The organism is Phenylobacterium koreense (assembly GCF_040545335.1).
Classification (GTDB): domain Bacteria; phylum Pseudomonadota; class Alphaproteobacteria; order Caulobacterales; family Caulobacteraceae; genus Phenylobacterium; species Phenylobacterium koreense.
The window spans coordinates 539,314-552,204 of record NZ_JBEPLU010000002.1; the positions used below are offsets into that span (position 1 = coordinate 539,314).

At 68.2% G+C, this 12,891-nt stretch carries 12 protein-coding genes and 1 pseudogene; 9 read left to right on the plus strand and 4 right to left on the minus strand.

Annotation, left to right across the window (positions count from 1 at the left end; all coding sequences use genetic code 11):
- Positions 1-4: 4 nt before the first annotated feature.
- Positions 5-1,960, minus strand: a complete 1,956-nt coding sequence (gene ybaL / locus ABID41_RS14405; RefSeq protein ID WP_354297899.1) for a YbaL family putative K(+) efflux transporter — start codon at positions 1,958-1,960, stop codon at positions 5-7.
- Positions 1,961-2,064: 104 nt separating this feature from the next.
- A complete protein-coding gene (locus tag ABID41_RS14410) occupies positions 2,065-2,763 on the minus strand; it encodes a phosphatase PAP2 family protein (protein ID WP_331931340.1) in 699 nt (232 codons plus the stop codon).
- A 116-nt stretch (positions 2,764-2,879) separates the two neighbouring features.
- Between ABID41_RS14410 and ABID41_RS14415 the strand changes: the two genes are divergently transcribed.
- Positions 2,880-3,548 (plus strand): NUDIX hydrolase, encoded by a 669-nt coding sequence (locus ABID41_RS14415; protein WP_331931338.1) that lies wholly within the window; start codon positions 2,880-2,882, stop codon positions 3,546-3,548.
- Between the two features lie 3 nt (positions 3,549-3,551).
- On the opposite strand, the gene ABID41_RS14420 is transcribed toward ABID41_RS14415, so the two are convergent.
- Positions 3,552-4,841 (minus strand): acetyl-CoA C-acyltransferase, encoded by a 1,290-nt coding sequence (locus tag ABID41_RS14420; RefSeq protein ID WP_331931336.1) that lies wholly within the window; start codon positions 4,839-4,841, stop codon positions 3,552-3,554.
- Between the two features lie 155 nt (positions 4,842-4,996).
- Between ABID41_RS14420 and ABID41_RS14425 the strand changes: the two genes are divergently transcribed.
- From ABID41_RS14425 to rpmG, 5 genes are all read left to right on the plus strand, one after another.
- Positions 4,997-5,674 (plus strand): PepSY-associated TM helix domain-containing protein, encoded by a 678-nt coding sequence (locus ABID41_RS14425; protein ID WP_331931334.1) that lies wholly within the window; start codon positions 4,997-4,999, stop codon positions 5,672-5,674.
- 11 nt (positions 5,675-5,685) lie between these two features.
- Positions 5,686-6,204 carry a DUF2271 domain-containing protein gene (locus ABID41_RS14430; RefSeq protein WP_331931332.1) on the plus strand — a complete coding sequence of 173 codons (519 nt, stop codon included), beginning with the start codon at positions 5,686-5,688 and terminating at the stop codon, positions 6,202-6,204.
- Positions 6,205-6,220: 16 nt separating this feature from the next.
- Complete coding sequence (locus ABID41_RS14435) at positions 6,221-7,039, plus strand: DUF4198 domain-containing protein (protein ID WP_331931331.1); 819 nt, start codon at positions 6,221-6,223, stop codon at positions 7,037-7,039.
- 2 nt (positions 7,040-7,041) lie between these two features.
- Entirely contained in the window at positions 7,042-8,034 is a 993-nt protein-coding gene (locus ABID41_RS14440; RefSeq protein ID WP_331931348.1) for an FAD:protein FMN transferase, read from the plus strand.
- Positions 8,035-8,148: 114 nt separating this feature from the next.
- Positions 8,149-8,316, plus strand: coding sequence for a 50S ribosomal protein L33 (gene rpmG, locus ABID41_RS14445; RefSeq protein ID WP_056018215.1), 168 nt, complete (start codon positions 8,149-8,151; stop codon positions 8,314-8,316).
- 162 nt (positions 8,317-8,478) lie between these two features.
- Here the strand turns inward: rpmG and ABID41_RS14450 are convergent, their stop codons facing one another.
- Complete coding sequence (locus tag ABID41_RS14450; protein WP_331931323.1) at positions 8,479-8,913, minus strand: MarR family winged helix-turn-helix transcriptional regulator; 435 nt, start codon at positions 8,911-8,913, stop codon at positions 8,479-8,481.
- A gap of 115 nt (positions 8,914-9,028) precedes the next feature.
- Between ABID41_RS14450 and ABID41_RS19355 the strand changes: the two genes are divergently transcribed.
- The 3 genes and pseudogenes from ABID41_RS19355 to ABID41_RS14470 all read left to right on the plus strand — a co-directional run bounded on the left by ABID41_RS19355 (position 9,029) and on the right by ABID41_RS14470 (position 12,889).
- Entirely contained in the window at positions 9,029-9,748 is a 720-nt protein-coding gene (locus ABID41_RS19355) for a DUF1428 domain-containing protein (protein WP_414695960.1), read from the plus strand.
- A gap of 1,147 nt (positions 9,749-10,895) precedes the next feature.
- A pseudogene (locus ABID41_RS19360) lies at positions 10,896-11,012 on the plus strand (PEPxxWA-CTERM sorting domain-containing protein); the annotation flags it as partial.
- Positions 10,988-12,889, plus strand: coding sequence for a tetratricopeptide repeat protein (locus ABID41_RS14470; protein ID WP_331931319.1), 1,902 nt, complete (start codon positions 10,988-10,990; stop codon positions 12,887-12,889). The pseudogene ABID41_RS19360 and the gene ABID41_RS14470, both read left to right, overlap by 25 nt.
- Positions 12,890-12,891 lie beyond the last annotated feature (2 nt).

Genomic DNA, 12,891 nt, shown 5'->3' on the forward strand with positions numbered 1-12,891 from the left:
ACCCTCAGGCCGCCAGGAAGCCGGTTCGGGTCAAGGTGATGCGCTGGGCGTCGAGGTCGCGCACGCAGTCCTTGGCGCGCAGGGAGGCGAGCGCTCGGCGCACGCCCTCCTCATCGAAGCCACGGAGGATCGCCGCCTCCTCCACCGCGGCCCAGGAGATCGCCTCCCCCGGCCAGAGGTCGAAGCCGCGCATGGCCGCGAGCACGCCGCGTTCGGCGTCGGCGAGGATCAGGCCGGTCGGCTCGGCGGCGGGCATCACGGGAGCGGCGGGGCTCTGCAGCATCGCCTCGGCCTGCGAAGGCGCCGGGGCGGGTGGGAGGTCCAGCATGCCACGTGCGATCTCGGCCTCGCCCATGACGACCCGGTTCGCGCCGTGGGCGGTGAGGTGCTCGGCCTCGGCGTCGGAGTGGGCGCGGGCGACGATCTCCAGGGCCGGATTGGCCTTGCGCGCCTTGTCGACCACGATGCCGCCCTCGAAGCCGTCGGCCACGGCCACGAACAGCCGCGCGGCCCGGGCGACGCCGGCGGCCTCGAGCACGGCGCTGTCCGCGGCCGAGCCGATGACGACCTCATAGCCGCGCTCGGCTGCCTGTTCGCCGAACTCCCGCTCCATCTCGACGAGGACGAAGGGCGAGCCCTTGGCCTGCATGCCGGCGGCGAGCGCTCGCCCCACCCGGCCGTAGCCGACGAGGATGGTGTGGCCCGAGAGCGTCGTGGCGACGAGGTCGTTGGCGGGCTCGGGCGTGGGCACGGCGGCCGGCTCCGGCGCAGGAACGCCCCAGGATCGGGTCGCGAGGGCGAAGACCAGGGGATTGAGCATGATCGAGATGATCGCCACGGCCAGGATCAGGTCGCGCCCTTCGCGGGGCAGTATCTCCAGCTCGACCCCGAGGCCGGCGAGGATGAAGGAGAACTCGCCGATCTGGGCGAGGCTCGCGGCGACGGTCAGCGCGGTGACGTTCGAGCGCCGGAAGAGCTTGAGGATCGCATAGGCGGCCAGCGACTTGCCGAAGATGACGATGGCCAGCACCGCCAGGACGGTGAGCGGATGGGCCAGCACCACGAACGGGTTGAACAGCATCCCCACCGAGACGAAGAACAGCACGGCGAAGGCGTCGCGCAGGGGCAAGGTCTCCTCGGCCGCGCGATGGCTGAGTTCGGAATCGGCCAGGATCATGCCGGCGAAGAAGGCGCCCAGCGCGAAGGAGACCCCGAACAGGGTGGCCGCGCCGAAGGCCACGCCCAGGGCGATGGCGAAGACCGCCAGGCGGAAGAGCTCACGCGAGCCGGTGTGGGCCACATAGTGCAGCATCCAGGGGACGGCGCGGCGGGCGATCAGCAGCATGAAGGCGACAAATGCGCCGACCTTCAGGAAGGTGATGCCAAGGGGCGCCCCCCAGGCGACCAGCGGATTAACCGCGCCAGCGCCTGCTTTCGCGGCCTCGGCCAGGGGCGGCAGGAGCACGAGCGCCAGGACCATGGCCAGGTCCTCGACGATCAGCCAGCCGATGGCGATCTTGCCGCGCTCGGTCTGGACGATGCGCTTTTCCTGCAACGCCCGGAGCAGGACCACCGTGGAGGCGACCGACAGGGCCAGGCCGAAGACCAGGCCCGAGATCAGCGGCCAGCCGAGCAGCAAGGCCAGGCCGATGCCCAGGAGCGTCGCCGCCGCCATCTGGGCGAGGGCCCCGGGCACGGCGATGCGCCGGACGGCCAGCAGGTCCTTCAGCGAGAAATGCAGCCCCACCCCGAACATCAGCAGAATGACGCCGATCTCGGCCAGTTCGTTGGCCATCCGCTGATCGGCGACGTAGCCGGGCGTGAACGGGCCGACCAGCACGCCGGCCAGCAGGTATCCCACCAGGGGCGAGAGCCGCAGGCGCTGGGCGAGCGCGCCGAAGAAGAAGGCGACCACAAGGCCGGCGACGATGGTGGCGATCAGCGGCGTGTGATGGGGCATGGGCCTCCGCGGTCTGGAACTGGGGTGGTCGAGCCAGCTCCGAACATGCGGCGGCGAAGCTTCATATCAACTGAAAATGACGGCTTAGCCCGGACACAACCGCGTCATCCGACCTCCGGCGGGAGCCTTCGCCGGGCGAAGGCGAGGACGATCCAGGCGGCGATGGCCCAGCTTGTCCCCAGGCACCAGCCGCCGAGCACGTCGGTCGGCCAATGGACGCCGAGATAGATGCGGCTGAGCCCCACGGCGACGACCATCGCCACCGCCAGCCCGTAGATCAGCGCCTTGGTCCGCCGCCGGGTCTCGACGCTGGCGAAAACCGTGGCCAGCACGAGGAACACCACCGCGGCCATGGCGGCGTGCCCCGACGGGAAGCTGTGGGTGTAGACGTAGCTGCCATGGGTCACGAGCTCGGGGCGCGGCCTCTCGTAGAAAGCCTTCAGGAACGAGTTCGAAAACTGCGCCAGGAGGACCGTCCCGGCGAAGACCAGGGCCTCCAGCCGCCGGCGCTTGAAGATCAACAGCAGGGTCGCAGCGACGGTCACGATGGTCAGGACGGTGAAGCCGCCCAGGGCGGTGATATCGCGCACCGCCTCCTCGAACCCGCGCGGGCCGATGGGGTCGGAGGGATCGCCCGGCGCGCGCATAGCCAGGAGCAGGCGGCGGTCCAGGGCTTGGGTCTCACCTTCGGAAACCTCGTCGGCGATGCTGAGGAAGAGCCAGGGAACCCCGGCCAACGCCAGCAGGGCGACGAGGGTCCTGGTTTCCAGCCGTTCGCGGATCGCCTTGAGGCGCCTGATCATCGAACTCTCTTGCGATGCGGATTCACGCAACGTTGGTCGTTTCCATGACTCGCTGAGGCTCATACAGTTGTTTCATGAGCACCGTCGAAAACAAACGTCCGCCCGAGGGTGGGCGGATGAGGGTTCCTGGGACCCGCGCCGTCCGGCCGCGCAACGCCGCCACACTGATCATCGTCCGCCGCGACCGCGCCAAGCCGCAGGTGCTGATGGGCAAGCGCAACAGCGGGCATGACTTCATGCCGAACCTCTGGGTGTTTCCGGGCGGGCGGATCGACCGCAGCGACTTCCGCGCGCCGTTCGCCACCGACCTGAAGCCGGACGTGGCGGCCCGGTTCGAAAGCCACATCCCGATGAATCGCGGGCGGGCCCTGGCCCTGACCGCCGTGCGCGAGACTTTCGAGGAGGCCGGGCTGCTGCTGGCCAAGCCGGCGCCCTCGCGTCCGGCGGTCGGGCCCTGGCGGGAGTTCCTGGAACAAGGGGTCGCCCCGGACCTGGAGGCTCTGGAGATCGTGGCCCGGGCGGTGACCCCGCCGATGCTGGCCAAGCGCTTCGACACCTGGTTCCTGATGGCCGACGCCGAGCGCCTGACCAGCCTGGAACGCCAGCCGGACTGCGGCGAGCTGGAAGAGGTGGCCTGGGTCGACTTCGACGAGGCCATCGCCCTGCCCCTTCCCGCCGTCACCCGGATGGTGATCGGCGAGGCGGTGGCGCGGCTGGACGCTCCCGACCGCCCCCGCCCGTTCATCCGCTTCGGCGTGGGCAAGACGAAGACGACCCACCTCTAGAGCTCAATCGTTCCGCAGCAGCGCCATCGTTCCCTGGCCGCCGTCGGCGCAGATCGAGACCACCGCCCAGGTCCCCGCGGGCATTGCGGCCAGTTCCTTGATCGCCTGCGAGAGGATCCGGGCGCCGGTGGCGCCGAACGGATGGCCCAGGGCGGTTGAGCCGCCGTTGGGGTTCATCCGCTCGACCGGGAATCGGCCGAGGTTCGCGGTGACGCCGGCCTTCTCGCGAAGGAAGCCGTCGTCCTGCAACGCCTTGATGTGGGTGGCCACCTGGGCGGTGAAGGCCTCGTGGATCTCCCAGAGGCCGATGTCCTCATAGGTCAGGCCATGGCGGGCCAGCAGGCGCGGAATGCCATAGGCCGGCGCCATCAGCAGATACTCGCTGCGCAGGTCGATGGCGTTGATCTCGTAGTCGACGAGGCGGGCTCGCGGCAGTTCGGCCGGCAGCCGGCCCAGGCCCGCCTCCGTGGCGACCCACAGGCCGGCGGCGCCGTCGGTGAGCGGGCTGGAATTGCCTGCGGTCAGCGTTCCCTTGCCGCTCGTGCGGTCGAAGGACGGCTGGAGCTTGGCGAGCTTCTCCAGGCTGGTGTCGCCGCGCACGGTGGTGTCGCGGCCGATATCGGGCATCCGCAAGACCAGATCGTCGAAGAACCCGGCCTTCCAGGCGGCGTCGGCGCGCATATGGCTGGCCAGCGCCAGTTCGTCCTGCTCGGCGCGGCTGATCGACCAGCCCTTGGCCATCTCCTCGGTGTGCTCGCCCATGCTCTTGCCGGTCACGCGGTTGGCGACGCGGGGAATGTGCAGGCGGATGTCGGAGGGCTTGGTGGCGGCGATCGCCGCCAACTGCGCTTTCAAGCCCTTGGCGGCCATGACCGCACGCAGGTCATCCGAAAGCGCGGGGGTCAGGCCGACCTGCACCCGGCTCATGCTCTCGGCGCCGCCGACCAGGGCGAGACTGCGGCCGCGATCATCCAGCATGCCCGCCGCCTGGAAGGCCGCCGCCATGCTGGTGGAACAGGCCATGACCGTCGAAAAGGCCGGGATCGAAGCATCCGCGCCGGCGTCCAGCAGCACCTCGCGGGCGATGTTGCTCCACATCAGGGTCGGAACCACGGCGCCCCATATGGCGAGGTCAGGCCTGACGCCGTCCGCCAGCATCGCCCTCACCACGGGCACGGACAGCTCGAGCGCGTCGTAGCGGGCGAGCGCCCCGTTCACCCGCGCGAAGGGCGTCCGCTTGCCAGCCACGAGCCAGATGTCCCGAGGCGCCTGTTTCGCCGCCGTGTCGTTCATCGTCGTCCCTCATTTCCCTGGTTGAGGTTGGGACATGGTGATCGGCGGGGGATAAGTCACGACACCTAAAAATGCGAACCACTCTCAACTAACTTGCGCCCAACCACAACGCTTGCTAGTGCGAATTGATATCAGCGTTGGCAGGGGACGAAGAGTTGGCGGTTACCGAGCTCGCCGGGGGCAAGCCTGCGGTCGATGAGGCCAAGGCCCAGGCCAAGCGCAAGGCCCAGCGCCGCGCCGGCTTCCTGCGCCTGATGCTCAAGTGGCACTGGATCAGCGCGGCCGTCTGCCTGATCGGGATGCTGCTGTTCGCGGTGACCGGGATCACCCTGAACCATGCGGGCGCCATCGAGGCGAGCCCGAAGACCGTCGAACGCCGGGGCCAAATGCCTGAGCCGTTGATCGCCGCCGCCAAGACGGCCCAGACCTCGCAACGCGCGCTGCCCGAGCCGATCCGCGCCTGGCTGGCCAAGGAGATGGACGTCCGCGCGCCCAAGGGCGCGCCGATCGAGTGGAGCGACGATGAGGCCTATGTCGCCCTGCCCCGGCCCGGCGGTGACGGCTGGGTGACCTTCGATGCGGCGACCGGCGAGGTGGCGCACGAGAACACCAATCGCGGGGCGCTGGCCTATCTCAACGACCTGCACAAGGGCCGCAATACCGGCCTGGCCTGGAGCCTGTTCATCGACATCTTCGCCGTGGGTTGCGTGGTGTTCTGCGTGACGGGCCTCATCCTGCTGCAACTGCACGCGCATGGCCGGAAGATCACCTGGCCGCTGGTCGGGCTGGGCCTGGCCGTTCCGCTGATCCTCGCCCTCATCTTCATCCACTGACCGGAGTGCGCATGCGCCGTCTGCCGATCTATACAGCCGCCGCCTCGGGCCTGATGGCCGGCCCGGCCCTGGCCGCCGACCTGCAGGTCGGGCTGGAAATCCCGCGCCTGACGGTGGCCGAGTATCATCGCCCCTATGTGGCGATCTGGGTCGAGACCCCGGACAAGACCGCCGTGAAGACCCTGGCGGTCTGGTACGACGTCAAGCTGAAGAACCAGGAAGGCCAGAAGTGGCTGAAGGACATGCGCCAGTGGTGGCGCAAGGCGGGCCGCGCCATGACCCTGCCCGCAGACGGGGTCAGCGCCGCAACCCGTGCGCCGGGCAAGCATCAGGTGGTGTTCAAGGGCGGCGCAGCGCCGCTGGGGAACCTGCCGGCCGGACAATACAACCTGGTGGTCGAGGCGGCCCGTGAAGTCGGCGGCGTCGAAGTGCTGCGCGCGCCATTCCAGTGGCCACCGAAAGCAGCCGCGACCTCTTCGGCCAAGGGCGCAAGCGAACTGGGCGCCCTGACCGTGACCGTGAAGCCCTAAGACAGTGAGGACCTCGATGATCTCCGCCCGCCGCGGCGCCCTGGCCGCCCTCTCCATCGCCGCCGCCCTGGCGGTTCCCGCCGCGGCTAGCGCGCACCGCCAATGGATGCTGCCGTCGGCGACGGTGCTCTCCGGTTCCGATCCCTGGATCACAGTCGACGCAGCGGTCTCCAACGACCTCTTCTATTTCGACCACGTGCCGATGCGGCTGGACGGCATTGCGGTGATCGCGCCGGACGGGTCCAAGGCCGAGATCAAGAATGGCGCGACCGGCAAGTACCGCAGCACCTTCGACGTCCAACTCGACAAGCCTGGCACCTACAAGATCGTCAACGCCGGCGAAGGGCTGATGGCGTCCTACAAGCAGGGCGGCGAGACCAAGCGCTGGCGCGGCTCGGCCGAGGGGCTGGCGACGGCGATCCCGAAGGACGCCACCGAGGTGCGCATCATCGAGAACCAGCGCCGGGCCGAAGTCTTCGCGACGCGTGGGGCGCCGACCATGGAGGCCCTGAAGCTCACCGGCAAGGGCCTGGAGCTCGAGCCGGTCACGCACCCGAACGATCTAGTCGCGAGCGAAGAAGCCACCTTCCGGCTGATGCTGGACGGCAAGCCGGCCTCCGGCGTCGAGGTGGACATCATCGAGGGCGACGGCCGCTACCGCGCCTCCAGCGCCGAACTGAAGGTGAAGACGGGCGCCGACGGCGCCTTCACCGTGAAGTGGCCGGAAGCGGGCATGTACTGGCTCGAGGCTTCGGCTCGCGGCGGCCCGGGCTCGCTGCCGAACAGCGAGCGCAACGCTTCCTACGTGGCGACCCTGGAAGTTCTGCCCGATTGACGGTGCGGGTCGCCGTACCGCTCGGGCTTTCGCCGCGGGCGATCCAGCCGCGAGGCGGGACGGCCGTCGAGTTCGGCGGACCGACCATGGGCGTTTCCTGGTCGGTCAGGGCGCTGGCCCCGGCCGAGCTCGACGCGTCCGGCGCGCAGTCGCAGATCCAGGGCTTGCTCGACCGTATCGTCCGGCAGATGAGCACCTGGGAGCCGGAGGCGGACATCAGCCGCTTCAACCGCCTGCCCGCGGGCGGGTGGATGGAGGCGCCCGCCGCCTTCCGGCATGTGCTGGAGCGTGGGCTGTATTGGGCTCAGGAGAGCGGCGGAGCGTTCGACCCGACCGCGGGGGCGCTTGTCGATCTCTGGGGATTTGGCGCGGCCGGGGCCGTGGACGCGCCGCCCAATGATGCGCAGATCAAGGCGGCGCTGGCCGCAAGCGGTTGGGACCGGCTGGCGGTCGATGGCGCGCGGGTCCACCAGCCTGGGGGGCTGCAGCTCGATTTCTCCGGAATCGCCAAGGGTTTCGGCGTGGACGAAGTGTCGCGCGCGCTCAGCCTCATGGGCCTGACCGATCATCTGGTGGAGATCGGCGGCGAGTTGCGCGGCGCCGGCGTGAAGACTGACGGCTCGCCCTGGTGGGTGGAGATCGCGCCGCCGCCAGGCGCCGCCCTGCCCGGCGGCCGAATTCTGGTGGCGCTGCATGGCCTGTCCGTCGCCACATCCGGCGACTACCGGCGCCGATTCGAGCATGCGGGCCGAATCTATTCCCACAGCATCGACCCGCGGACCGGACGGCCGGTGGTGAACGGGCTGCGCTCGGTCAGCGTGATCGCGCCCGATTGCATCGACGCCGACGCCCTGTGCACCGCCCTGACCGTGCTGGGCGCGCAGGAGGGCCTGGATTTCGCGACCCGAAACGACGTCGCCGCGCACTTTCTTGTGGAGCGGGCGGGCCGACTGGAAGAGTTTTCGTCGCCTGCCCTCACGGCAATGCTAGGCTGATGAGGCAGCCGCACAGGAATTTCCCCCAGTCGCATTGACTTTGGGTTCGAGATTCGTATTGTCCGCGGCTCTTTCGAACATCTGCCGGCCTCGCCGGCCCCGCGAGGACCGACCATGGCGAAGCCCGCCTCCATCAAGATCCGCCTGAACTCGTCTGCGGACACCGGCTACTTCTACGTCACGAAGAAGAACGCTCGCACCAAGACCGAAAAGCTGGTCATGATGAAGTACGACCCCGTCGTGCGGAAGCATGTCGAGTTCAAGGAAGGCAAGATCAAATAAGCCTCCCACAGATCTCCAGTCTGTGAAAACGCCCGGCCGCAAGGTCGGGCGTTTTGCGTTTCGGGGTCCCTGCAAAGGCGAGTGTCATCCCTGGTTTGCGAAGCAAGACCGGGAGTCCGATCTGGACGGGGTCTGCGCAGCAGGGCGGTGAGCCCCGCCCTCCTAAGCCAGGGCGCGAAGGCCGCCGCGGATGTCTTCAGGACGATCTAGCAGGCCTTCCACCTCAGCATGGATCTGCACCCAGATCGGCGTCGCCGCCTCCAGCGCCTCCAACCCGGCGGCGGAGAGCTTCACCAGGCGGCTGCGGCGGTCGACCGGATCGACCAGGATCTCGACCAGCCCGCGCCGCTCCAGCGGCTTGAGGTTGGCTGTGAGCGTGGTCCGGTCCATCCCGAGCACATCCGCCACCTCCCCCACCGACGGCGGCTCCGGCCGGTTCAGGGAGGTCAGCAGAGAGAATTGGCCGCTGGTCAGGCCGACCGGGCGCAGGGCTTCGTCGAAGCGCCGAGCCAGGCTGCGGGCGGCGCGCTGGGCCGCCAGGCACAAGCAATGGTCGCGAACATGCACGGTCATGTCGAAGGAAGCGGCTTTTGACATGACACAATTGTGTTGATATCAACCTATAACGTCAAGACGGCCTCTCCCTCTTAGGGCCGCACGCGCCCGAAGCGGCGCTGAGCGCAACAGCGCAAACCGATCAACGGAGGAAACCATGGCCTATATCGAAGGCTTCGTCTGCGCCGTCCCCGCCGACAAGAAGGACGCCTATCGCAAACATGCGGCCGATGCGGCGCCGCTCTTCCACGAACTCGGCGTCGCCCGGATGGTCGAGACCTGGGGCGACGATGTGCCGGATGGCAGGGTCACCGACTTCAAGGGCGCGGTGAAAGCCAAGCCGGACGAAGTGGTGGTGTTCTCGTGGTTCGAGTTCCCGGACAAGGCGACGCGCCAGGCCGCCAACGAGAAGATGCGCAGCGACCCGCGGATGGAGGCGATGGGGGCCGACATGCCCTTCGACGGCCAGCGAATGATCTATGGCGGCTTCGAGGTGCTGAGCGACGAGAAGACCGGCGCCAAGGCCGGCTATGTGGACGGCATGGTCCTGGCGGTTCCGGCCAATGCGCGCGACGCCTACCGCGAGCTGACCGCAAAGACCAATGCGGTCATCAAGGAGCATGGCGCGACTCGGGTGGTCGAGGCCTGGGGCGATGACGTTCCCGAGGGCAAGGTCACGGACTTCCAGGGCGCGGTCAAGGCCGGCGGCGACGAGGTGGTGGTCTTCAGTTGGATCGAGTGGGCCTCCAAGGCCGCGCGCGACGAGGGCTGGGCCAAGATCATGGCCGATCCGCGGATGAACGAGGCCATGAGCCATGCGCCCTATGACGGCAAGCGCCAGATCTATGGCGGCTTCTCGCCCTTGGTCGACATGTAGAAGGCGTAGCGCGGGCGACCCGGGCGCCGCCCGCCTCCGCTGTGAAAAGCAGCGACTGGTTGCAAGCGTGAAGCTTTCGCTTTGCTTGATCGTAAAATCGCGTAACGTCGTTTTTCGTTAATCATGCGGACAAGCCGCTGATTGGGAGGCGATCATGCGACGGGCGGTGGCCTGCTTGGCGGGCGCGATCGCGCTGATGGGCGGCGTCGCCCACGCGCAAGTCACCGGCGTGGTGACGCACACCAGTGGAAAGACACAGTTCCAGCCGGGTGCGGACCCCGACGACACCGGCATCGCAATCTTCCAGGGGGAGCAGCTCAACCTGATGGCTGGCGGCAACGCCTTCGGATCGGCGGGCAGCTTCACCTCCACCTCGGACATCAGCGACCAGGTCGTCGAGTTCCAGAACGGCAACATCGCCGGCGGAGCGCTGGCCCACCTCACCTCGCGGACGGTGGTCGACATCAGCTTCACCAACGACGGGGACACGGCCGTCATCCCGACCCTGCACTCCACGATCACCCCGGCGGGCATGGGCTTCTTCGCCGCCCGCGAGTGCCTCAACGTCATTACCGGATGCACCGCCGGCGCGACCTATCCCGGCGATTTCCACGATTTTCAGGACTTCACGACGAACGATCCGGCCGGCCGACTGGCCGGCGCGTCCTTCACCTTCCGGATCACCGGCGGCGATGAGGTTGTCTATGAGCTGAAGGGCAATATCGCCCTGCTGTACGACGCCGCGTCCAATTCGAACGTTATCGTCAGCGACATGAACGCCGCCCAGGCGGCCTTGGCGGGCTTCCGTCCGGTCGCCGACGACGGCAGCCAGAAGGAGTTCGGCTTCGTCTGGGACGCCACGGACATCGAGGTCGCCTTCCCCAAGGGCTCCCTGCTGCTGCCCGGCGAATCCTCGACCCTGACCTACGAGACGATCGTCGAGAGCTACAGCTACGCCGACTGCTTCAAGCTGCAGACCGGTTCGTGCCTGGTCGCCTATTCCTCGTTCGGCGACCCGATCGGGCGCGGCGGAGGCATCAAGCCATCACTGTTGAAGGTCGCGTCGAACGAGAGCTCCAGCTTCCAGGTCGATCAGTTCGACTTCGCCTATCCGACCTTCAGCAAGGGCGTGCTGACCTTCAAGCCCGTCTCCGCTTCGGCGGTCCCCGAACCCGATAGCTGGGCGCTGATGATCGTCGGCTTCGGTGCTCTGGGCGCCGCCTTCCGACGGCAACGGCGATGGATGGTTCCCCGCATACTGTAACGCCGCGCTACAAGGCCTTCCTGAGCTATAGTCATCGGGACAAGGCGACGGCAGTGTGGCTGCATCGCGCGCTGGAATCCTATCGCCTGCCCTCGAAGCTGGTCGGCTCGGCCACCGGGATCGGGAAGGTTCCGGCGCGTATCAGGCCGATCTTCCGCGACCGGGAGGAATTGTCCGCCTCCCATGACCTGGGAAGCGAGATCAGCGCGGCACTGGCGGCGTCGGAGTTCCTGATCGTCATCTGCTCCCCTGCAGCGGCCGCTTCGAAGTGGGTGAACCAGGAGATCCTGAACTTCAAGCAGATGCACGGCGAGCATCGCGTGCTGGCCCTGATCGCCGGCGGCGAGCCGTTTTCACCGCCCGCCAAGGCCGACGAGGAGTGCTTCCCGGCCAGCCTTCGCTACCAGATCGCCCCCGACGGCCGGCTGTCCGAACGCCCCGCCGAGCCGGTGGCGGCCGACATTCGCCCCGAGGCGGACGGCAAGCGCCTGGCCAAGCTCAAGCTGGTCGCCGGCCTGACGGGACTGCGCCTGGACGATCTCATCCAGCGCGAGACCCAACGGCGGCTGCGGAACGCCGGACTGGTCGCCGGAGCCGCCAGCGTCGGCATGCTGGCCGCCGGTGCGCTCGCGGCCTATGCGAACGCCCGCCGGATCGAGGCGAACGAGCAGCGCGAGATCGCCGAGCGCGAAGCCCGCGCAGCCAAGACGGCGTCGGACTTTCTGATCGGCACCTTCGTCCTGACCAATCCGGCCACGGAAAACCCACGGGAGATCACCGCGCTCACAGTGCTCGAACGAGGCGCAGAACGCGCACGGGAAGAATTGGCCGAGCAGCCGCAGATCCAGGCCAGGCTGATCGGGACGATCGGGCGGGCCTACAACAATCTTGGCCTGTTCAGCGAGGCGCGCCGACTGCTGGAGACCTCGTCCGGCGCCATAGGTCGGGCCGGGCCGGAAGGCGCCAACGCCGAGCTGGCGCTGGCCATGACCTATCTGCAGCTCGGCTTGCTGGACAAGTCCGCCGCCAGCGTCCGCAAGGCCGAGGCCCTGCTCGGCTCGGACGCCGACCAGTTTGCGGACATTCGCGCCAGCGCCGAGTTCACCCGCGGGATGATCTACACGGCCAATGGCGAGCTGACCGAAAGCCTCGACGCCTTCGCCCGCAGCCTGAAGCTCTACCGCTCCATGCCGCGGCCCGACGATCGCAAGATCGCCGCGGTGCTGGTGTCGCAAGGCAGCGTGCTCTCCGACAGCGGTCAGTTCGAGAAGGCCGAGACGGCGCTGATCGAGGCCCTGGAAATCCACCAGCGCGTGCTGGGGCAGCAGCACCTGTCGACCGGCCAGACCTGGTTCATGCTGGCGCAGAACGCCTTCCTGGAGGGCAACCTGCCGATCGCCGAGGCGCGGATCAACACGGCCCTGACGATCGAGCGCCAGATGCTCGACGACGACAATCCGATCATTGCGGACTCGCTGTCGATGCAGGGCCAGATCCTTCAGGGCCAGGGGCGGCTACCGCAGGCGGAGAAGTCGCTGGAGGAGGCGATCGCGATCTATCGGAAGGCGTTCGGCGGGCCGCACTATCTGATCGGGATCGCGGAAATCTATCTGGCGCTGGTGGAGTCCGAGCGGGGGCGGACGGCCAAGGCCCTGGCCATCCTGGACGACGCCAAGACGAACTACGACGCCAGCTATGGCGGCCTGCACGCCAACCATGGCGACCTGCTGGTCAACCGGGCGACGATCCTGGCCCGGGCCGGGCGGCGCCCGGAGGCCCTGGCCGACTGCGCCAAGGGCATGAAGATCCTGGGGCAGACGCTTGGGGCCGAGGCCGCCTTCACCAAGCAGCTCGGCGAGGTTTGCGCGAAACTGTGAGG